This window comes from Pelagimonas sp. KU-00592-HH, assembly GCF_040369695.1.
In the GTDB taxonomy this organism is placed as follows: domain Bacteria; phylum Pseudomonadota; class Alphaproteobacteria; order Rhodobacterales; family Rhodobacteraceae; genus Shimia.
Genome location: NZ_BAABWM010000004.1, coordinates 505478 through 525301 on the forward strand (window position 1 = coordinate 505478; position 19824 = coordinate 525301).

Below are 19824 nucleotides of genomic sequence, written 5' to 3' on the forward strand. Positions count from 1 at the left end.
TTACGAAAAGCTGCCAACGCGCTACCTTTGGGCCATCAAGCGACCATCAAAAAACAAAAACGGTCGCAGAGCAGAAAGAGGCAGAAGCAGTGGCTTTCTTCGGATTCCGGGGCGGTGCAACCGCGCCCAAAGTAACCGTGGTCACCACCATGAAGGACGAGGGTGCCTATATCCTCGACTGGGTGGCCCACTATAAATCTCTTGGTGCAACCGACATCGTGGTCTTTACCAACGACGTCTCTGATCCAACCGACCATATCCTGCGTCGGTTGAATGCCATGGGCGAGGTGCACCATCGTTTCAACCGCGTGATGCGCCGTGGGCCGCACAAAAGCGCGCTGATGTGGGCCGAGCACGAGCCCTCGGTGCGCGAGGCCGACTGGATCCTGGTCGTGGATGTGGATGAATACCTCCAGATCAAGGTTGGCGACGGGACGTTCCAGGCCCTGCTGGAAGCCAACCCCGAGGCGGATGCGATTTCCTTTCCCTGGCGGATTTTCGGAAACGCGGGCGTGACAGAGATTTCGGACGATCCGGTGCCATTGTGTTTTACCCGTGCCCAGCCCCTTGAGGGCAAGCCGGGCGAACACCGCTTTTTCAAAACCCTGTTCAGGAACGACAAGACGCGGTTTGACCGGATGGGCGTGCACCGCCCGTTCCTGACCCAGAAACATGCGCCGATCAACTGGGTGCTGCCGGACGGCACGCCGCTGCCCGAGGACGAACTTTCCGGGGCGCTGTTCGTGCGCGACACCTATGGTTACGAGGTGGCGCAGCTGAACCACTATGCGCTGCGGTCGCTGGATGCCTTCCTGAACAAGCAACGCCGGGGCCGTGCCAACCACCAGCACGGCACGATCGAAATGTCCTACTGGAAAAAGTTCGATCGCAACGATGAGGAAGATACCGCGCTGGCCGAGAATTTCTTTGCTGCGGAACTGTACCGCAACCGTCTGCTGGCGCAGGACGAGGCGCTGCGCAAGCACCACGAGGGGGCCTTTGACTGGGCCCGCCGCATGGCGCGCAAGGCGCGGCGCGATGACCGCTGCAAAGAGTTCCTCAAGGCACTCGACGCGCAGTCGGCACCGGAAAGCGACACGGCCACCAAGGCCGCGTAACGGGAACGTCCAGGCCGGAGGGTGGCAATGGCAATTTCTGATATTCTTGCAGTGCGTATTCTTGAGTACGTGAAGGAACACGAACTTTCGGGCAACGTGGTGATGCTTGGGCGGCAACGCTGGGTCGGTCGGCGGCGTAAGCGGTCGGCGGACATGTTCGACAAGGCGCTGGCGCAGTACCTGCCGGGCGTCAGCGAAGATGATCTGCGCAATAGTGACGACGCCTATTCCGAGACCTTCTTTCGCAAGATCGGTTTCGACCAGGTGGATTCAATGGACATCTCGCATTTCGAAAACGCGAGCATCGTTCAGGATCTTGGCGGCGAGTTGCCGGAAGAGCTGCATGGGCGGTTCGATGTGGTCTATGACGGGGGCACCTGCGAACACATTTTCGATCTGCCGACGGCCTATCGCAACATCCACAAGATGCTCAAGCCCGGCGGGGTTCTGATCGGGCATTCGCCCTGCAACAACTGGATCAACCACGGGTTCTACCAGATCTGCCCGGAAATGGTGTTCGGGTTCTGGGAAAAGACGCTTGGTTACGAGGTTCTGGAGTGCCGTTTGCAGCCGCTGTTGCCGATGTATGCGCATCGCTCGATCCGGCCGTCGAACCCGAACCAGACCGGTGTGCGGCCGCGTATCGTGGGCAACCTGCCCAATACCAGCACGATCCTCGACTATGCAGTGCGCAAGCCCGCAGAAGAGGCGGATGGCGAGGTGCGGGTCTACCAGACGGATTATGAACAGCGCTGGCAGGCGGCCGAGTGATCAGCGTTTGAAGGGTGCCATGCCCGCGCGGGCGAGTTCGTCGGCTTTCTCGTTCTCGGGATGGCCGGCGTGGCCCTTGACCCATTCCCATGTCACGTCGTGACGAGCCTGGGCGGCGTCAAGGCGCTGCCAGAGTTCGACGTTCTTGACCGGCTTTTTCGACGAGGTTTTCCAGCCGTTCCGCTTCCAGCCGAAAATCCAGCCGGTGACGCCGTTCTTGACGTAGGCGCTGTCGGTGACGACGGTGATTTTCGACGGTTTCGACAGCGTCTCGAGCGCCATGATGGCGGCCATGAGTTCCATCTGGTTGTTGGTGGTGGCGGCATCGCCCCCCGAAAGCTCGCGTTCCTTGACGACGGTGTCGCCATCCATTGCGCGCATCAGGACACCCCATCCTCCGGGGCCGGGGTTTCCAGAGCAGGCTCCGTCGGTATAGGCAAAAAGATCAGGCATGGGCGGTCAGCAAAATGAAAGGGTCAATGGTTCCGGCCAGCCCTTTGCCCTTTCCTGTCCGGCTCTGCAAGCGGTCAAACCCCGCGTTGGTCAGGATCTCGCGCAGTTCGTCTTGGGTGTAGAAGGCATAGAACCGCCCCAGATCGTCGCGGTGTTCGCCTTCGCCGAGCTTCAGGCCAAGGAAGAGGCAGCCGCCGTCGCGCAGGGCGCGTTTGCAGGCGGCGATGTGGCGGGGGAAATCGGCCTTGGGGGCGTGCAGCAGAGAGAAGCTGGCCCAGATGCCGTCATAGGCATCCTCTTCGGTCAGGTCGTCAAATGTGCCGAGGTGGGCATCAACGCCGCGGGCACGGGCGGCCTCGACAAAGGCGGGGGTGGCGTCGATAGCGCGGGCACTAAAGCCGCGTTGCATCAGTTCGAGGGTGTGAATGCCGGGGCCGCAGCCAAGGTCGAGAATATGCGCGCCGGGGGCAAGGCCGGCGGTGAACATGTCGAGCGCGTCGGTCTGTTCCTGCGTCATCGGCAGGTCGGCATAGACTTCGGCCTTGCGGGAATAGACGTCGACGGTTTCGCGATCCCTCATGCGCGTTCCAGTGCAAGGCGCCCCGCGAGGGCGACGAAGATGGCGGCAAAGCCACGGTTCAGCCAGGCCATGACGCGGGCGCTTGAGAGGATGAGGTCACGGGCCTTGGCGGCGAACAGGCCATAGAGAACGAAGACCGCGAAGGTCATCGCCATGAAGACCCCGCCGAGCAGGGCCATTTCCATCGTCGCGGTTGCCGCATTGCCCGACAGGAAGGGCGGCAGGAGGGCGAGGAAGAACACAGAGAGTTTCGGGTTCAGGATATTGATGAGCGCGGCGCGGCGGGCGATGACAAGACCGCGTTCCCCGCCGCGTTCGGCGCTGATCGAGAGTGCGCCGCCCGCCCGCAGGGCCTGCCACGCGAGGTAGAGCAGGTAAGCGACGCCCGCGAACTTCACGATGTTGAAAAGAAGCGCCGAGGTGTGCAGGACGGCGGCAAGCCCGAGGGTGGCGGCGGCAAGGCTGGGCACGATCCCAACAGTGCAGCCAAGCGCGGCCCAGAGGGCGGCCTGTCGACCCTGGCCCAGACCCATCGCCAGCGTGTAGATGACCCCAGTGCCGGGCGCGATGACCACCACAAGCGCGGTCAGAAGGAATTGGGCAGACAGCATGTTGGTTCCTGTATCAGACGAAGGCACCAACCAGCAAACATGGCACAACCACCGCCGTCAACAGCAGGCGCAGACGCAGCCACCACGGTGGTGCGAGGGTGCGCATCATGAACCATCCATCAAGTCCAAGCAGAGCCGTAAAGCCAAGCGCGAGGTTGAGAAGAGCGCCGGTCTCGGGGCCGGTGGTGGCGAACAGCGCCCAGAGTGCGGGAAGGACGGAGAGGACATAGGGAAGGTGTTGGTCGGACCGCGCCGCGAACCCCCAAAGCGCACCAGACATGAAGGCCAGAATGATAATGCCATAGTGCAGCAGTAGGGCGCGGCCACTGGCAAGCAGGTCGAAGAGGGATGTGTTGGTGCCACCCTCGCCTGAGGTGATCTCGAAGCCGGTTGCCACTGTCAACGCGCCGGCGAGAAAGGGCAGGAGACCAGCCAGTCCAAGAAGCAGTGCAGTGCGGGGAATACCAAGCATCATGCCTGCATGTCCCGAAGGACGCGCGGGACCTTGAAGTTCACCCGCTCGACGGCGGTTTCGACGATGTCGACGGTCACGTCATAGCGGCTGCGGAAGGCGTCGATCACCTCGTTCACCAGAACTTCGGGGGCCGAGGCGCCTGCGGTGATCCCAAGGTGGCGGATGCCCTCCAGCGCGCGCCAGTCGATGTCTTCGGCGCGTTGCACCAGTTGCGAGTAGTCGCAGCCGTTCTTGGCACCCACTTCGACGAGGCGACGGGAGTTCGAGGAGTTCGGAGCGCCGACAACGAGGATAGCGTCGACCTTGGGGGCAATCGCCTTGACCGCTTCCTGCCGGTTGGTGGTGGCGTAACAGATGTCTTCCTTGTGCGGGCCGACGATCTTGGGGAAACGGGCGTTCAGCGCGGCAACGATGCCGATGGTGTCATCCACCGAGAGGGTGGTCTGGGTCACGAAGGCCAGCTTTTCGGGGTCGCGCACCTCGATCGTGGCGACATCTTCTTCGGTTTCGACCAGAAGCACTTCGCCCTCGGGCAGTTGGCCCATGGTGCCGATGGTTTCCGGATGGCCCGCGTGGCCGATCATGATGATCTGGAGGCCGTTGTCCGAGTGCCGTTCGGCCTCGATGTGGACCTTGGAGACCAGCGGGCAGGTGGCATCGACATAGACCATTTCGCGGCGCTGGGCCTCGGCGGGGACGGATTTTGCGACACCGTGCGCCGAAAAGATCACCGGGCGATCATCCGGACAGTCGGTGAGTTCCTCGACAAAGACGGCACCCTTGGCGCGCAGCCCGTCGACGACAAACTTGTTGTGGACGATCTCGTGACGCACATAGACCGGCGCGCCCCATTTCTCGAGCGCCATTTCCACGATCTTGATGGCGCGGTCGACCCCGGCGCAGAACCCGCGCGGCGCGGCCAGATGGATGGTCAGGGGCGGGTTGGACATGCGGGCTCCTTTCGTGTGTTGGCCAACAGGTAAGGCTTTGGGCGCGGTACGTCCAGCCCGCCGAACGCGCGAAAATGTGACTTTCCTTCCCGTGTGGGAAGCCCGCTAGCAAAGGGTGATTGCAAGCGGAGGGACAGAAATGTCGATGAAATGGACCCTGGCCAGCGTGGCCGCGATGGCGATGGCAGGTCTTGGCGTCAGCGTAGGGGCGCAACAGGGTAAGGGGTTCCTGCCCTACGAGGATCGCGGCGCGATCCAGCGGGGCGAGGTTATCTATGCCGAGAACTGTGCCTCGTGCCATGGTGCGAACCTTGAAGGCGAGCCGGACTGGCGGATACCGGACGAAGACGGGCTGATGAAAGCCCCGCCGCATGACGCGAGCGGCCATACCTGGCACCATCCGGATATGCAGCTGTTCATGATCACCAAATACGGTACGGCAAAGATCGTCGGGAATGGCTATGAAAGCCGGATGCCGGGCTTTGAAGACGTTCTGAGCGATGCGGATATCGTCGAGGTGCTGGCCTATATCAAGAGCACCTGGCCCAAGCGCGTTGTCAAAATGCACAACGAGCGCAACGGGTGATGTCACTCGGGACGTCCGTGTCGCGCTTGGGGTCTCGGGTCTTCTTTCTTTTCCTAGTTTGACCGAACTCTCGCCCCATTCCCGATGTATGTCGGTGAATTGAAGAGGGGTATTCATGTTTGATCGGTTTTTCGAAGGTTTGAAGGTTCTTGGTGGTGTTGCCCTGGCCTGTGGCGTGCTTTGGGCCGGGGTATCGATGCCCAAGCCGGGTTGGTCGTCCCTGAGAGCGATGCTTCCGGAGTGGACGGTGAATTTTGAGGCAGCGATTGTGCTGATCCTCATCGGCGCTGTCGCAATATTCCTCGGCCATCGCATGTCGGCGCGACGCGCGCTTGGGCAGAAGGCCGCTGCACCGCCCGATATGTTCAGCAACGATCCCGCGACACGGGCGCTTTGGGATCGGATAGGCAAAGAGCAGTTGGCGGCGGAAAAACAGGCGGTGGGTGATGTCTTTGGGCGCGCACAACGTCGGATTGCCCTGCGTCCGTGCTGGCCTCAACGTGAAACGAAAAGTTGGATCGGCGGCTTGCCCATGCTTCCGGTTGATATGGATTGGCCGCGGATCGAGGGGAAGCCTGCGGTGTTCATCGCCCAGATTTGCCTTGCCGATATGCCGGATGATCTTTGGCAGGGCGCTGGCCCGCGGGATGGGTGGCTCGTGATCTGGGGGGACGAAGAGGGCGGTTGCGGGACAGCTCTGCGCCATGTGTCCGGTGCGTTGCAGGAGCGCGCGCAGCCGGATGGGGTTGCGCCATGCTGGCACTGGAACATGGAGCCCTGCGGGATGCAGTCGGCGCTGGGGACAGAGGGCTTGGTGCCGTTACGTTGGTATCTGGAGCCTGCGGAGGATGCCTCTCTTGGTGCCGTCGAGGACATGATGGCGGATAACCCCGCGTTTTGGGATGACGATGCTGGCGACTGGATCTGGGCCAGCAGTTGGCTGGGGGTGCGCCACGACGTCATGCGGGATTTGGATGTGAAAGATGCCTTTGGACATGGGTTGGATTGGCGCGGATTGTTCGGATTGCTTGGAATTTGGCGTCGTGTTGTCACGGAAGAACGAGAACAGGTGAGGCGAGAGTTGGAGAGCAGAGATGCGCGGCTGGAGCGGCTGCGCGACGCTCAAGGGAAAGAACTGCGCCTGCTGGAAGAGAACCCCGGTGCTGAAGCCGCTTCTTTCGCGCAGATGAAGCTGAAACACCAACAGGCCGAAGCGCGATTATCGGACCAGTTTTCGCGATTGGAGCAGGACTTGACCCGCATGGATCAGGCGCTGGTGTTGGCCGGTCGCATCGAGACCGAGGTGCGTGGCTTTGAAGACGACGTGCCGTTCGCAGCAGAGATTGGGCATGAGGTGCTTGATACTTTGAACGACGCCTTTCCTGCGCCATCGGCGCATATGCGACCTGCGGTACAGCATTTTGTCGAAAACTATGCGCGGTATTGCTATGTGCGACACCCTTCTGATCTGTCGGACGCTCTTTTCGACCGGTTTGCACCGTTGTGGGAGCGTCAGTGTCGAGACACCTTGATTTTTGTTGGGTGTAACCACGACGGAACAGTGGGCATGCAGCCGGATGCGCGATTGATCGATGTGCCATCACATCCCTTGGCGGGGTTGTCTTTTGGTGACGACTCGCGGTTTTACGTCGATATGCGTCTGCGTGATCTTGTTTCGGAGAACTGGCACGAGGCCGAGGGGCTGACAACGCACGGCGCTGTCTAGCTGTCAAAGAAAAACCGGGGCGCCTGGCCCCGGTTTTCCTGATTATCTGTCGGAGTATTCCGCTTCGCGTTCGCCCATCGCGCCTTCCCGGGGCGGACGTCCGATCACTTCGCGTAGACCATCGAGTTCGATGAAGTTGTCTGCCTGGCGGCGCAGTTCGTCCGAGATCATCGGCGGCTGGCTGCGGATGGTGGAAACCACCGAAACGCGTACACCCTGACGTTGCAGACTCTCTACGAGCGGCCGGAAGTCCCCATCTCCCGAAAACAGCACGATATGGTCTACGTGTGGTGCGAGTTCCATGGCGTTCACTGCCAGCTCGATATCCATGTTTCCCTTGACCTTGCGGCGGCCCTGGGAGTCCGTGTACTCCTTGGCCGGCTTGGTCACCATGGTGAAGCCGTTGTAGTGCAGCCAGTCTACCAGAGGGCGAATCGGAGAATATTCGTCATTCTCAAGCAGCGCCGTGTAGTAGAAAGCTCTCAAAAGTTTGCCGCGCCGCATGAACTCTTGTCTTAGGAGTTTGTAGTCGATGTCGAAGCCGAGCGACTTGGCGGCCGCATACAGATTCGATCCATCGATGAACAGCGCGAGCCGTTCGTCTTTGTAAAACATCTAATGTCCTTCCTAGTGCCGCGCCGCCCTGAAATGTCCCGTGAGTTTAAAAATATTGGGCGAAACGGTCCCAATAGGGTAATGCAATTCTCCCAGCCTGCAAGTAAATCAGCGCTGTTTTGTCGCTCATTTTGTTGAGAGGTGTGAAAAGGTGAACAATATCTGGATGTTAGCGATCGGTGGGAATCTGCCGTCGGAAATCGGTGATCCTATTGTGACGCTAAAACGCGCCGTTTTGACGCTGAATGACGTCAAATCTCGAGTTTTGCAGGTGAGTCGTTTTTTTAAAACACCCTGTTTTCCTGCGGGGGCAGGCCCCGATTTCGTGAATGCGGCGCTGGTTGTGGAAAGCGCGCTGGATGCAGAGGAGTTGCTGGCACGGTTGCACGAGATCGAGGCCGAGTTCGGGCGCACCCGCGAAACCCGTTGGGCCGGGCGTACGTTGGATATTGATCTCATTGGCGGCGGTGACGTGGTACTGCCGGACGCCGCGACCTATGCGCATTGGCGGGACCTGCCGCTGGAAGAGCAGATGAAGGCGGCCCCTTCGCAACTGATTCTGCCGCACCCGCGTTTGCAGGACCGTGCCTTTGTTCTGGTGCCCCTGAACGACGTTGCGCCGGAATGGATTCACCCGGTTAGCGGCCAAAGCGTGGCCGAAATGCTGAACAACCTGCCGGAAAGTGATCGAAAAGCGGTCGTTCCTTTGTGAAACGAGGGTTGTCAAGGGGGGCGATCCCTTTTAGATACGTGTTTTCTGATCCGATCCTGAGAGAATGGAGTGCCCTATGGCCCGCGTGACCGTAGAAGATTGCGTCGACAAGGTTCCGAACCGCTTTGAGCTGGTAATGCTGGCTGCCCATCGTGCGCGTGAAGTCTCGGCCGGTGCGCCGATCACCGTAGACCGTGACAACGACAAGAACCCCGTTGTCAGCCTGCGTGAGATCGCCGAGGAAACCCAGACCGCCGACGAACTGCGCGAGCGTCTGATCGAGGCGAACCAGACCCAGATCGAAGTCGATGAGCCGGAAGAAGATCGTATGGCGCTTCTGATGGGCGCCGAATCGGACGCCCCGGCAGAAGACGACATGTCGGAAGAAAAGCTGCTGCGCGCGCTGATGGAAGCGCAGGGCCAGGGCTAATAGCCAGGACGAATTGGTAAGGCGAGAATGAGCGACGCTTACGAGCTGTTTCCTGCGGATGAGCTCGTAGAGCTCGTTCTCACTTATAACCCCAAGTGCAATGAAAAGCTGATTGCTGACGCCTATGAATTCGGGCGTGAAATGCACGAGGGACAGTTTCGCCATTCCGGCGAACCCTATTTTTCCCACCCCATCGATGTTGCCCGCATCCTGACGGAACAGCACCTTGATGATGCCACCATCATCACGGCGCTTCTGCACGACACCATCGAAGACACCAAGGCCTCGTATGGCGAGGTTGCTGACCGGTTCGGCAACGAGGTGGCGATGCTGGTGGACGGTGTGACCAAGCTGACCAACCTGCAGTTGTCCTCGACCGAGACAAAGCAGGCCGAGAACTTCCGCAAGCTGTTCATGGCGATGTCCAAGGATCTGCGGGTGATCCTCGTCAAGCTGGCCGACCGCCTGCACAACATGCGCACCATCAAGGCGATGCGTCCGGAAAAGCAGGTCGTCAAGGCGCGCGAAACCATGGACATCTATGCACCGCTGGCGGGCCGCATGGGTATGCAGTGGATGCGCGACGAGCTTGAAGACCTCGCCTTCAAGGTGCTGAACCCCGAGGGGCGGGCGTCGATCATGCGCCGCTTTATCACGCTGCAAAAGGAAACCGGTGACGTGATCGAGCGGATCACCGGTGACATGCGGCTTGAGCTGGAGAAGGCCGATATTGACGCGCAGGTCTTTGGGCGGGCAAAGAAGCCCTATTCGATCTGGCGCAAGATGCAGGCCAAGGACCAGGGCTTTTCGCGCCTGTCCGACATCTATGGTTTCCGCATCATCACCCGTGACGAGAATGATTGCTATCGGGTGCTGGGGGCGATCCACCAGCGCTGGCGGGCGGTTCCGGGCCGGTTCAAGGATTATATCAGCCAGCCGAAATCGAACGGTTATCGTTCGATCCACACCACGGTGTCGGGGCGTGACGGGCGGCGGGTCGAGGTGCAGATCCGCACCCAGCAGATGCACGATGTGGCCGAAACCGGCGTGGCGGCGCACTGGTCCTACAAGGACGGTGTGCGCGGCGAGAACCCCTTTGCGGTTGACCCGGTGAAATGGATCAGCTCTCTGACCGAACAGTTCGATGCCGAGGAAGACCACGACGAGTTTCTCGAGGCGGTCAAGCTCGAGATGTATTCGGACCAGGTGTTCTGCTTCACGCCGAAGGGCGAGGTGGTGAAGCTGCCCCGCGGGGCGACGCCGCTTGATTTTGCCTATGCGATCCACACCCGGATCGGCCACGCCTGTGTCGGGGCCAAGATCGACCATATGCGGGTGCCGCTCTGGACCCGGATCAAGAACGGCCAGTCGGTCGAGATCATCACCGCCGAAGGACAGGCGCCGCAGGCCACCTGGCTTGATATTGCCACCACCGGCAAGGCGCGTACCGCGATTCGTCGTGCCCTGCGCGAGATGGACCGCGAGCGGTTTATCAAGCTGGGTCGCGAACTGGCGCGGGCAGCATTCGAACATCTGGGCAAGAAGGCCACCGACAAGGTTCTCGACATGGCGGCGAAGAACCTGCGGCTCAAGGACATGGACGAGGTGCTGGCGCGGCTGGGCAGTGCCGAACTGACGGCCCATGAGGTCGTGCAGGCGGTCTATCCCGATCTTGTGCCTGACGAGAGCGAGGAAATCACAACTGATCGCGCTGTGATCGGCCTCAGCCCTGACCAGAGTTTCCAGCGCGCGCCCTGTTGTTCGCCGCTTCCGGGCGAGCGGATCGTGGGCATCACCTACCGGGGTCAGGGGGTGGTTGTGCATGCCATCGACTGTGACTCGCTTGGCAATTACGAGGACCAGCCGGAGCGCTGGGTCGACCTGCATTGGCATGGCGGAAAGCATAAGGCGATCTATACCGTGCCGCTCAATATCACCATCGGTAATGACGCCGGGGTGCTGGGGCGAATTTGCACATTGATTGGCGAACACAAGGCCAATATCTCGGACCTTGAATTCGTGGACAGGAAGCCGGATTTCTATCGCTTGCTCGTACATGTCGACCTGCGGGATGCAGAGCATCTGCACTCGCTGTTGATGGCGCTTGGCGCCGAAAGCGACGTGGCCGAGATCGAAAGACACCGGGATCCCAGCCGGGCAAGGGTGCCTGCGGGTCCAAAGGAGTAGAGGACGCACCATCGTGGTGTTCAAGCGCCGGGACAAAAGGCCGATTCACAAGATCGTGCTCGATTTCCTCTGGCCCAAGGGTGGCTGGACCCGTGCGTTTCACTACGTGCGGCACCGGCTGCATCGCCTGCCGGGATCGCCCGAGTTTATCGCGCGTGGTGTCTGGGCGGGTGTGTTCACCACCTTCACACCCTTCTATGGGTTGCACTTCGTGGTTGCCGCGCTGATTGCCCGGGTTTTCAACGGTAACCTTCTGGCGGCCCTGCTGAGTACGTTTTTCGGCAACCCTCTGACCTATCTGCCGATCGGGATCATCTCGCTCAAGACCGGGCATTTCATCCTTGGGACCGAGTTCCACGAAGGCGAGCACCGGTCGCTGGTGCGCAAGTTTGCCGATGCAGGTGCGGACCTGTGGCACAATTTCCTGTCGATGTTCTTTGATCACCAGGCGGATTGGGATGGTCTTAGGATTTTCTATGACGAGGTGTTCCTGCCTTACCTTGTGGGTGGGATCGCGCCGGGCATCGTGGCGGCCACGATCAGCTACTATCTGAGCGTTCCGGTGATTCGCGCCTACCAGAAGCGCCGCGCTGCCAAGTTCAAGAAACGGGTCGAGGCGCTGCGGGCCAAGGCGCGCGAGCAGGCTGCGGCGCACAAGGAAGATCAACAAACCTAAGAATCCGGTTTCCCCTGCGCCAAAGCGCTACTAGGGTCCGGATTCGAAGAGGAAACAAGGAGCGACCGAGATGCTGCGTCTTGGAGTGAATATCGACCATGTGGCCACGGTGCGGAATGCCCGCGGCGGGGCCTATCCCGATCCGGTGCGCGCGGCCCGTCTGGCCGAAGCGGCGGGTGCGGACGGGATCACCGCGCACCTGCGTGAAGATCGTCGTCACATTCTGGATGCCGACATTGACGCGCTGATGGAGCACCTGACCGTGCCGCTCAACTTTGAGATGGCGGCAACGGCAGAGATGCAGGAGATCGCCCTGCGCCACAAACCCCACGCCGTGTGCATCGTGCCGGAAAAGCGCGAGGAAAAGACCACCGAGGGCGGGCTGGAAGTGGCGCGTGAGGAAAACCGCCTTGCGCATTACATCGCGCCGCTGCGCGATGCCGGGTGCCGGGTGTCGATCTTCATCGCCGCAGACAAGGCGCAGGTCGAGGCCTCGGCGCGTATCGGCGCGCAGGTCGTCGAGCTGCACACCGGGGCCTATTGCGATTTCCACGCCGAGGGCCGTTTCGAGGAACGCGATGCCGAGCTGGCGCGTCTGCGCGAGATGTCCGCCTTTGCCCATTCTCTAGGTCTCGAAGTTCATGCTGGTCACGGCCTGACCTATGAAACGGTTCAGCCGGTTGCCGCCTTCCCCGAGGTGATGGAACTCAATATCGGGCACTTCCTGATTGGCGAGTCGATCTTTGTGGGGCTTGATCCCGCGATCAAGGAAATGCGCCGCCTGATGGACGAGGCGCGGGCCGCGTCCTGAGAGAACCTGAGATGAGTCTGAACCTGCGCAGCTACACGATCCAATATGCCCTGACGATGCTTGCTCTTGTCGGGCTGGGGTTTGTTGCCGCGCGGTTCGAATTCCAGCTGCCGCCGGGCATCACCATCTGGCTTCCGGCCATGGTGGCGGCGCAGAACATTGCGATGAAGCACGGCCAGACCACCGGCACGCCGCTTGAGAAGGGCGTGGCCTGGAAACTGGCCTGGCCGCTGACCGGCTGTGCGCTGGCGGTGCAGGCGGCCTACCTCGTGGTGTCGACGACGATCTACGCCGTCAGGGGGTTCGATGTCTGGAACTTCCTTCTGTTCGTGGGCGGTCCGGCGCTGTTCGTGATCCTTCTGATCACCGTGGGCCTGCTTTACCTTACCAACCGCTTTTTCCTTGGCCTCGGCGTGCGGGCCGGGATCAAGGCGTTTGAAAGACAGGGGCAATCGAAATGATCACGCCCGAATTCATGGCAATCTGGGTGGCCTGGTTGATGGCGGGGGGCTCTCCGGGGCCGGCCACCATGGGCATCGCAGGCACGGCGATGAGCGCGGGGCGGCGTCCGGCGCTGGCCTTTGCGCTGGGTATTCTTGCCGGATCGGCCAGTTGGGGCATAGCCGCCGCATTGGGGCTGTCTGCGGTGATGCTGGCCAATGCCTGGGTTTTCGAAGTCCTGCGCTATGCAGGGGCGACCTATCTTGGCTGGCTCGCGCTCAAGGCGCTGAAACGCGCGGCCCATAGCGGCGAGGGGGCCAAGCTGGGCAGCGGCTTCAACGGCGGGTTCGTCACCTTGTTCACCAAGGGCACGGCCATCCACCTGACCAATCCCAAGGCGATCCTGAGCTGGGGGGCAATCTATGCGATTGTCGCCCCTGCAGACGCCACGCCCGCCACGCTGTTTGGCTATTTCGGGCTGCTCTATGCCGGATCGGCGATGATCTTCCTTGGCTATGCGGTGCTGTTTTCGTCCGAACGGATCGTGCGCGGCTATGGCAAGGCGCAACGCTGGTTCGACATCGCCTTTGCTGGCTTCTTCGGCTTTGCCAGTTTCAAAATCCTGACGGCGCGTTTGCAATGATCCTTGGTATCGGAACCGACCTTGCCAATATCGACCGCGTGGCCGGAACGCTTGAGCGTTTCGGAGACCGTTTTCGCAACCGCGTCTTCACCGAGACGGAACTTGCCAAGGCGGCGCGGCGACGCGACGAGGCGGGAACGCTGGCGAAACGCTGGGCCGCCAAGGAAGCCTGTTCCAAGGCGCTGGGTACCGGGCTTGCGATGGGGATCAGCTGGAAAGACATGGCCGTGTCGAACCTGCGCACGGGGCAACCGACAATGCAGGTAACCGGTTGGGCCAAGGAGCGGCTGGACAGCATGACGCCAGCGGGTCACGAGGCCTTTATTCACGTGACCCTGACCGATGATCACCCCTGGGCACAGGCCTTTGTTGTGATCGAGGCACGGCCACTGCGCGATGAGGCGCCGCAAACGGGGCGTTCGGGTTGACTCAAAAGCCCGCGCACCGCATGTAACCCGCAAGCAGAAAACCATCAGAAAACCCCTGAGAGGCGCGCACATGGCAACCGAAGCCAAGAAGCAGAACGGTTTCATCGAAACCGTCAAGACGATCGTATATGCCCTTCTGATCGCGGGCGTGTTCCGTTCTCTGATCTTCCAGCCGTTCTGGATTCCGTCGGGGTCGATGAAAGACACGCTGTTGATCGGGGATTTCCTGTTCGTCAACAAGATGGCCTACGGCTATTCCTACGCCTCGTGCCCGTCGATCCGCATTGCGCGTTTCGGGATCAACATCGACGCCAAGGACATCTGCGGCTTTGTCGACGGGGACAACAAGCGCCTGTTCGGCGGTGAGCCCAAGCGCGGCGACGTGGTTGTCTTCCGCCACCCGCTGACCGGCTATGACTATGTCAAACGCCTTGTCGGCCTGCCGGGCGAGACGGTGCAGATGAAACAGGGCGTGCTGCACATCAATGGCAATCCGGTGAAGCTCGAGGATGATGGTATCTTCAAGGAAGTGGCCGGCCCGCAAGGCCCGCAGCGCCTGCGTCCGCGCTGTGAAAATGGCCCCGTGGGGGATGGTGGCATCTGCGAGAAGTCGCGCCAGATCGAAACCCTGCCCGGCGGCACCAGCCACGCGATCCTGAACATCGGTCCGGGTGGCGCGGACAACACCGGTGTTTTCACGGTACCGGCGGGACATTATTTCTTCATGGGTGACAACCGAGACAACTCGACCGACAGCCGCGTTCCGCGTGCCGCGCGTGGGGTTGGCTTCGTGCCTTATGAAAACCTGATCGGCCGCGCAGACCGCATCATGTTCTCTTCGGCGGGCCGTTCCATGTTCTTCTTCTGGACATGGCGCAAGGACCGTTTCTTCAAGGCGGTCGAATGAAGCTATCGGCGGAACTGAAGGCACTTGAGGGGCGGATCGGCTATTCGTTCAAGCGGCCCGAGTTGCTGGTGCGCGCGGTGACGCATTCGTCGATGTCGTCGCCGACGCGGGATGACAACCAGCGGCTTGAATTTCTGGGCGACCGTGTGCTTGGGCTGGTGATGGCCGAGGCGATGCTGGCGCAGGATCGCAAGGCGACCGAGGGGCAGCTGGCCCCGCGGTTCAACGCGCTGGTGCGCAAGGAAGCCTGTGCCGACGTTGCGCGCGAGATTGATCTTGGTGCGGGGCTCAAGCTGGGCCGTTCGGAAATGCTGTCGGGTGGACGCCGCAAGCAGGCCCTGCTGGGTGATGCCATGGAGGCGCTGATCGCGGCGGTCTACCTTGATGCGGGGTTCGAGACCGCCAAGGAGATGGTGGTGCGCCTTTGGGGCGACCGCGTGAGCAAGGTCGAGGCCGATGCCCGCGATCCCAAGACCTCGTTGCAGGAATGGGCGCAGGCGCGGGGGCTGAAGCCGCCGACATACGAGTTGTTGAAGCGGTCCGGCCCGGACCATGCGCCGATCTTCGAGATTGCGGCCAAGCTTGAGAATGGCGAAAGCGCCGAGGCCAGCGACAATTCCAAGCGCAAGGCCGAGCAGGCAGCGGCCAAGGCGTTGCTGTCGCGTCTGGAAAGCTAGGCCTCATGTCCGAGAACCTGCGCGGCAGCCTTGCGATGGTTCTGGCGATGGCGGCCTTTGCGGTCGAAGACGCGTTCTTCAAATTTGCCACCGCCGGGATGCCCGTGGGCGTTGCCCTAGTGATGTTTGGCCTGATTGGTCTGGTGATCTTTGTCGGCTTGTCCCTGCGGGCGGGCGAGGCGGTGTTTCATCCGGCGGTTCTGTCGAAGGCGATGATCCTGCGTTCGGTTTTTGAACTGGGCGGGCGGCTGTTCTTTGCCTTGGCACTGGCCTTTACGCCCCTGTCGAGCACTTCGGCGATCCTGCAATCGGCGCCTCTTGTGGTGACGCTGGGGGCGGTTCTGTTCCTTGGCGCGAAGGTGGGGCCGCGGCGATGGATTGCCATGCTGGTGGGGTTTGTCGGCGTGCTGCTGATCCTGCGCCCGACACCGGAAAGTTTTGAGGCCACCTCGATCTTTGCCCTGCTGGCGACCCTTGGGTTCGCGGGCCGCGACCTTGCCACCAGCGTCAGCCCCAAGACGATGTCGGGCCGTCAGCTGGGCACATTGGGGTTCATGGTGCTGGTCGTTGCTGGGCTGGTGCTGGTGCCTTTTTATGGCGTGCCTGCCGAGATGCCCGCTCTGCCCGCGTTCGGGGCGGTGGCGATTGCGGCGGTGGTCGGGGTGGTGGCCTATAACGCGCTGACGGTGGCGATGCGCACTGGCGACATCGCCGTGGTCACGCCGTTCCGCTATTCCCGCCTGCTGTTTGCGCTGGGCTTTGCCGTCTTGTGGTTTGGCGAACGTCCCGACCTGATGACGCTGGTGGGGGCGGTTCTGATCGTGGGCAGCGGGCTTTATACGCTGATGCGATCGGGCGGCAAAATCCCGTCTGGTTCTAAGCCCTGATCTCCTGTACACCCAAGGCTTGCAACATCAAGGAATGCCCATGACCAGCCGCGCCGGATTCGTCGCCCTTATCGGAGAGCCCAACGCGGGCAAATCCACGCTCACCAACCGCATGGTGGGGGCGAAAGTGTCGATCGTGACGCACAAGGTTCAGACCACCCGCGCCCGCATTCGCGGTGTCGCGCTGGAAGGTGACAGCCAGTTGGTGTTTGTCGATACGCCGGGCCTGTTCCGGCCGCGTCGCCGTCTGGACCGTGCCATGGTGGCGGCGGCCTGGGGCGGGGCGGCGGATGCCGATATCATCGTTTTGCTGATCGAGGCGCATCGCGGCATCACCGAAGGCGTTGAGACCATCCTCGAGGGTCTCAAGGAATTGCCGAAAGGGCGCAAGATCGCGCTGGCGATCAACAAGATCGACAAGGTGAAATCCGAGGTTCTGCTGGGCCTGTCCAAGGACTTGAACGAGCGGTTCCCCTTTGTCGAGACCTTCATGATCTCGGCCGAGAAGGGGCATGGTGCCGACCATCTGAAACAGTGGCTGGCCGAAGAGTTGCCGGAAGGGCCGTGGCTTTACCCTGAGGACCAGATCGCCGATCTCCCCATGCGCATGATTGCCGCCGAGATGACGCGCGAAAAGCTGACCCTGCGTCTGCATCAGGAATTGCCCTACCAGTTGACCGTCGAAACCGAGAACTGGGAAGAGCGCAAGGACGGATCGGCCCGCATCGACCAGCTGGTCTATGTGGCGCGTGACGGGCACAAGGGCATCGTTCTTGGCAACAAGGGCGAGACCATCAAGGCCGTCTCAAAGGCCGCGCGGGAAGAGCTTGAGGAGTTTCTCGGCCGCCGCGTCCACCTGTTCGTGCAGGTGAAGGTGCGTCCGAACTGGCTTGAGGAAAAAGAGCGCTATTCCGAGATGGGGCTGGATTTCCGCGACGGCAACAAGTGATGGCGGGAAGGACCAACCGCTGATGGCGAGGTTGACCGCGAAATTCTGGGTACAGGCCTATATGGCGCGGCTCGAACTGACGGGCATTCCGGCCTATGTGATGGCCCACGGCGATGACACGGCGGGGGCGGTTCTTGTGAAACTGGCCACGCTGGACGGGCAGGCACAGGCCTTTCAGCGGTCTTTCGACCTGATGACCGGAGACCGCAAGTGGGTGGTTCTGGCGGAAGGGGATGAACCATCGGTGGATGCGGCCCTGCGCCGACAGCGCGAGTTTGATCCCGACCTCTGGGTGGTCGAGGTGGAAGACCGCCAGGGGCGGCATCTGCTGGATGAGCCGGGGCTGGCGGACTAGGGCGGCGGATATGGATTGGCGTGACCAGGGAATCGTTCTGAGCAGCCGGAAACACGGCGAGACTTCGGTGATCCTTGACGTTTTCACGCCCGAACGGGGCCGCCATGCGGGCGTGGTGCGCGGTGGCACCAGCCGCAAGATGACCCCGATCCTACAACCGGGCGCACAGGTTGACGTATCATGGCGTGCACGGCTTGAGGAACATATCGGCAGTTTCACCGTGGAACCCCTGCGCAGCCGCGCGGCGGCCCTGTCGGACCGTATGGCGCTGGCCGGTTTGAACGCGGTGACGGGGCTGTTGGGGTTCAGCCTGCCGGAACGCGAACCGCATGCTGATCTTTACCTCAAGACCGAACGTCTTCTGGATCTTCTGGGGCAGAACGACATCTGGCCGCTGGCCTATCTGCGCTGGGAAGTGGCGCTGTTGGAGGAACTGGGATTTGGCCTTGATCTCTCGGAATGCGCCGTGACGGGCGGGCGCGACGATCTGGTCTATGTCTCGCCGCGGTCCGGACGGGCGGTCTCGCGTCAGGGGGCGGGGGAATGGGCGGATCGCCTGTTGCCGCTGCCGCCGGTGTTGCTGGGGCAGGGCGATGCGCCGGATCACGAGGTTCTTCAGGCGCTTGGCACAACCGGGTACTTTATGGAGAACAAGCTTGCGCCCGAGCTGGGCCACAAACCCCTGCCCGAAGCGCGGGGTCGGTTGATGGACCTGTTCAGCCGCCGTCTTGCGCAGCCGTGAACACCATCTTGCGCCCGGCATCGTTGCTCAGGATCATCACGTCGCCGCTTATTTCGACAAGGCTCATCTCGGCCAATGCGCCAAGATAGGCGCTCTCGGCCTCAAGGTCGGGACAGGCCATCTTGGTGCTGCCGATGGGGCCGAATTCGACCCAGGGGTAAGGTGCGGTTTGCTGGGTGAAAAAGCGGTTGCAGGCGGCCTGGCCGGACACCTTGCCATCCTTGTCAAACCGGATCGAGGCGCGGGCTGTGAAGGGGGTGCCGTCCAGTTCGTTCAACTGCCAGAGGCGATCACCGCCATATCCGGTCACGGTTTCATCCTTGAAGCAGGCCGAGAGGGTGAGGGCGAGAACAAGCCCGAGAAAGATACGTGTCATCCTACCCATATAGGGCAAGAACCAGATCCACCAAGGTGCCCAGGGCGTCATCATTGGCCTGCCCGTCACGGCCCGACAGTTCGGCCATGCCAAGGTTCGCGGCATAGATGATGCGCGAGAGTTCGGGGTTGGACAGGCCCACTTCGGCCAGCAGGCGATCAAGCTCTTCCATGCGGCGGGCGTCAACGCGAGCGACCGACTGGGCCACCTTGTCGTTGCCATGCGCCCAGGCCCGGATCGCCGGTTCCACCGCGCGGCGGGTATCGGCGACATCTTCCTTCTCGACCACCTGCGCAAGGTGGCGCAGGCGTTGCACCGGGGGATCGTCGCTGTTGGCGGCGTCTTCGAAACGGGCAAGGCTGGTGGTTTCCCACCGCTCGAGCATGGCGTTGTGGAAGGCCGGAACATCCTTGAAATGCCAGTAGAACGAGCCCTTGGTCGTCTTGAGATCGCGGGCCAGCGCCTCTGCCTTGAGTGCAGCAGGCCCCTGCGCAATCAGCGCATCAAAGCCGGCTTGAATCCAGCTGTCGGGGGAGAGGCGAGTCGAAGACATGCGAAATGGGTACGGGGGTGTTGGATGTTTTGCAAGTGCGGCATTGAAAATGCTGCATTGCGGCGACAATCTGTTGCAGGTTGCGCCAGATACTCTGCCCTCTCTGATAGGGTCTATGATCCCAAATTAGGCAGTGCAACGACACCAACACTCCAAAGCTCTGAA

General features: G+C 61.5%; 26 protein-coding genes. 18 read left to right on the top strand and 8 right to left on the bottom strand.

The annotated features are described in order from the left end of the window. The first annotated feature begins 89 nt into the window (after positions 1-89). Positions 90-1118 (top strand): glycosyltransferase family 2 protein, encoded by a 1029-nt coding sequence (locus tag ABWV42_RS17710; protein WP_353341337.1) that lies wholly within the window; start codon positions 90-92, stop codon positions 1116-1118. 27 nt (positions 1119-1145) lie between these two features. Then, the gene (locus ABWV42_RS17715; protein ID WP_255106929.1) at positions 1146-1889 is read left to right on the top strand and encodes a class I SAM-dependent methyltransferase; all 744 of its coding nucleotides are present in this window, start codon (positions 1146-1148) and stop codon (positions 1887-1889) included. On the opposite strand, the gene rnhA is transcribed toward ABWV42_RS17715, so the two are convergent. From rnhA to ispH, 5 genes are read right to left on the bottom strand one after another with little or no spacing between them, the layout of a single operon-like run. After that, positions 1890-2342 carry a ribonuclease HI gene (gene rnhA / locus ABWV42_RS17720; protein WP_255106928.1) on the bottom strand — a complete coding sequence of 151 codons (453 nt, stop codon included), beginning with the start codon at positions 2340-2342 and terminating at the stop codon, positions 1890-1892. Next, complete coding sequence (locus ABWV42_RS17725) at positions 2335-2922, bottom strand: class I SAM-dependent DNA methyltransferase (protein ID WP_353341338.1); 588 nt, start codon at positions 2920-2922, stop codon at positions 2335-2337. The genes rnhA and ABWV42_RS17725 overlap by 8 nt, the downstream gene beginning before the upstream one ends. Further along, positions 2919-3533 carry a LysE family translocator gene (locus tag ABWV42_RS17730; protein ID WP_255106926.1) on the bottom strand — a complete coding sequence of 205 codons (615 nt, stop codon included), beginning with the start codon at positions 3531-3533 and terminating at the stop codon, positions 2919-2921. The genes ABWV42_RS17725 and ABWV42_RS17730 overlap by 4 nt, the downstream gene beginning before the upstream one ends. A 13-nt stretch (positions 3534-3546) precedes the next feature. Then, positions 3547-4005, bottom strand: coding sequence for a DUF3429 domain-containing protein (locus ABWV42_RS17735; RefSeq protein ID WP_353341414.1), 459 nt, complete (start codon positions 4003-4005; stop codon positions 3547-3549). After that, the gene (gene ispH / locus ABWV42_RS17740) at positions 4005-4958 is read right to left on the bottom strand and encodes a 4-hydroxy-3-methylbut-2-enyl diphosphate reductase (protein ID WP_353341339.1); all 954 of its coding nucleotides are present in this window, start codon (positions 4956-4958) and stop codon (positions 4005-4007) included. The genes ABWV42_RS17735 and ispH overlap by 1 nt, the downstream gene beginning before the upstream one ends. A gap of 181 nt (positions 4959-5139) precedes the next feature. Here ispH and ABWV42_RS17745 point away from each other — a divergent pair, with 181 nt between their 5' ends. Beyond that, the gene (locus ABWV42_RS17745) at positions 5140-5544 is read left to right on the top strand and encodes a c-type cytochrome (RefSeq protein ID WP_500151002.1); all 405 of its coding nucleotides are present in this window, start codon (positions 5140-5142) and stop codon (positions 5542-5544) included. 115 nt (positions 5545-5659) lie between these two features. Then, positions 5660-7270, top strand: coding sequence for a DUF1963 domain-containing protein (locus ABWV42_RS17750; protein WP_353341341.1), 1611 nt, complete (start codon positions 5660-5662; stop codon positions 7268-7270). A gap of 42 nt (positions 7271-7312) precedes the next feature. Here the strand turns inward: ABWV42_RS17750 and ABWV42_RS17755 are convergent, their stop codons facing one another. After that, positions 7313-7885 carry a LabA-like NYN domain-containing protein gene (locus tag ABWV42_RS17755; protein ID WP_255106923.1) on the bottom strand — a complete coding sequence of 191 codons (573 nt, stop codon included), beginning with the start codon at positions 7883-7885 and terminating at the stop codon, positions 7313-7315. 166 nt (positions 7886-8051) lie between these two features. Between ABWV42_RS17755 and folK the strand changes: the two genes are divergently transcribed. From folK to recO, 14 genes are all read left to right on the top strand, one after another. Continuing rightward, the gene (gene folK, locus ABWV42_RS17760) at positions 8052-8597 is read left to right on the top strand and encodes a 2-amino-4-hydroxy-6-hydroxymethyldihydropteridine diphosphokinase (RefSeq protein WP_353341342.1); all 546 of its coding nucleotides are present in this window, start codon (positions 8052-8054) and stop codon (positions 8595-8597) included. 76 nt (positions 8598-8673) lie between these two features. Beyond that, positions 8674-9027, top strand: coding sequence for a DNA-directed RNA polymerase subunit omega (gene rpoZ, locus ABWV42_RS17765; protein WP_255106922.1), 354 nt, complete (start codon positions 8674-8676; stop codon positions 9025-9027). 27 nt (positions 9028-9054) lie between these two features. After that, entirely contained in the window at positions 9055-11214 is a 2160-nt protein-coding gene (locus ABWV42_RS17770; protein ID WP_502930972.1) for a RelA/SpoT family protein, read from the top strand. A gap of 13 nt (positions 11215-11227) precedes the next feature. Continuing rightward, positions 11228-11890, top strand: a complete 663-nt coding sequence (locus ABWV42_RS17775) for a DUF2062 domain-containing protein (RefSeq protein WP_255106921.1) — start codon at positions 11228-11230, stop codon at positions 11888-11890. 70 nt (positions 11891-11960) lie between these two features. Continuing rightward, on the top strand, positions 11961-12701 hold the full coding sequence (locus tag ABWV42_RS17780; protein WP_353341343.1) for a pyridoxine 5'-phosphate synthase: 741 nt from the start codon (positions 11961-11963) through the stop codon (positions 12699-12701). Between the two features lie 11 nt (positions 12702-12712). Further along, positions 12713-13162, top strand: a complete 450-nt coding sequence (locus ABWV42_RS17785; RefSeq protein WP_353341344.1) for an ABZJ_00895 family protein — start codon at positions 12713-12715, stop codon at positions 13160-13162. Next, on the top strand, positions 13159-13785 hold the full coding sequence (locus ABWV42_RS17790; protein ID WP_353341345.1) for a LysE family translocator: 627 nt from the start codon (positions 13159-13161) through the stop codon (positions 13783-13785). The genes ABWV42_RS17785 and ABWV42_RS17790 overlap by 4 nt, the downstream gene beginning before the upstream one ends. After that, positions 13782-14213, top strand: a complete 432-nt coding sequence (gene acpS / locus ABWV42_RS17795; protein ID WP_255106917.1) for a holo-ACP synthase — start codon at positions 13782-13784, stop codon at positions 14211-14213. The genes ABWV42_RS17790 and acpS overlap by 4 nt, the downstream gene beginning before the upstream one ends. 70 nt (positions 14214-14283) lie before the next feature. After that, positions 14284-15120: a signal peptidase I gene (gene lepB / locus ABWV42_RS17800; RefSeq protein WP_255106916.1), complete on the top strand. Its 837-nt coding sequence runs from the start codon at positions 14284-14286 to the stop codon at positions 15118-15120. Next, positions 15117-15797: a ribonuclease III gene (gene rnc, locus ABWV42_RS17805; protein ID WP_255106915.1), complete on the top strand. Its 681-nt coding sequence runs from the start codon at positions 15117-15119 to the stop codon at positions 15795-15797. The genes lepB and rnc overlap by 4 nt, the downstream gene beginning before the upstream one ends. A gap of 5 nt (positions 15798-15802) precedes the next feature. Then, positions 15803-16684 carry a DMT family transporter gene (locus ABWV42_RS17810; protein ID WP_353341346.1) on the top strand — a complete coding sequence of 294 codons (882 nt, stop codon included), beginning with the start codon at positions 15803-15805 and terminating at the stop codon, positions 16682-16684. A 40-nt stretch (positions 16685-16724) separates the two neighbouring features. Next, entirely contained in the window at positions 16725-17633 is a 909-nt protein-coding gene (era, locus tag ABWV42_RS17815; RefSeq protein ID WP_255106913.1) for a GTPase Era, read from the top strand. 22 nt (positions 17634-17655) lie between these two features. After that, positions 17656-17988, top strand: coding sequence for a DUF1491 family protein (locus tag ABWV42_RS17820; RefSeq protein WP_255106912.1), 333 nt, complete (start codon positions 17656-17658; stop codon positions 17986-17988). 10 nt (positions 17989-17998) lie between these two features. Then, on the top strand, positions 17999-18730 hold the full coding sequence (recO, locus tag ABWV42_RS17825) for a DNA repair protein RecO (RefSeq protein ID WP_353341347.1): 732 nt from the start codon (positions 17999-18001) through the stop codon (positions 18728-18730). On the opposite strand, the gene ABWV42_RS17830 is transcribed toward recO, so the two are convergent. Then, complete coding sequence (locus ABWV42_RS17830) at positions 18705-19106, bottom strand: META domain-containing protein (protein WP_353341348.1); 402 nt, start codon at positions 19104-19106, stop codon at positions 18705-18707. The two genes, recO and ABWV42_RS17830, sit on opposite strands and share 26 nt — an antisense overlap. 1 nt (position 19107) lies before the next feature. Continuing rightward, a complete protein-coding gene (locus tag ABWV42_RS17835; protein WP_255106909.1) occupies positions 19108-19659 on the bottom strand; it encodes a TetR/AcrR family transcriptional regulator in 552 nt (183 codons plus the stop codon). Between the last annotated feature and the right edge of the window lie 165 nt (positions 19660-19824).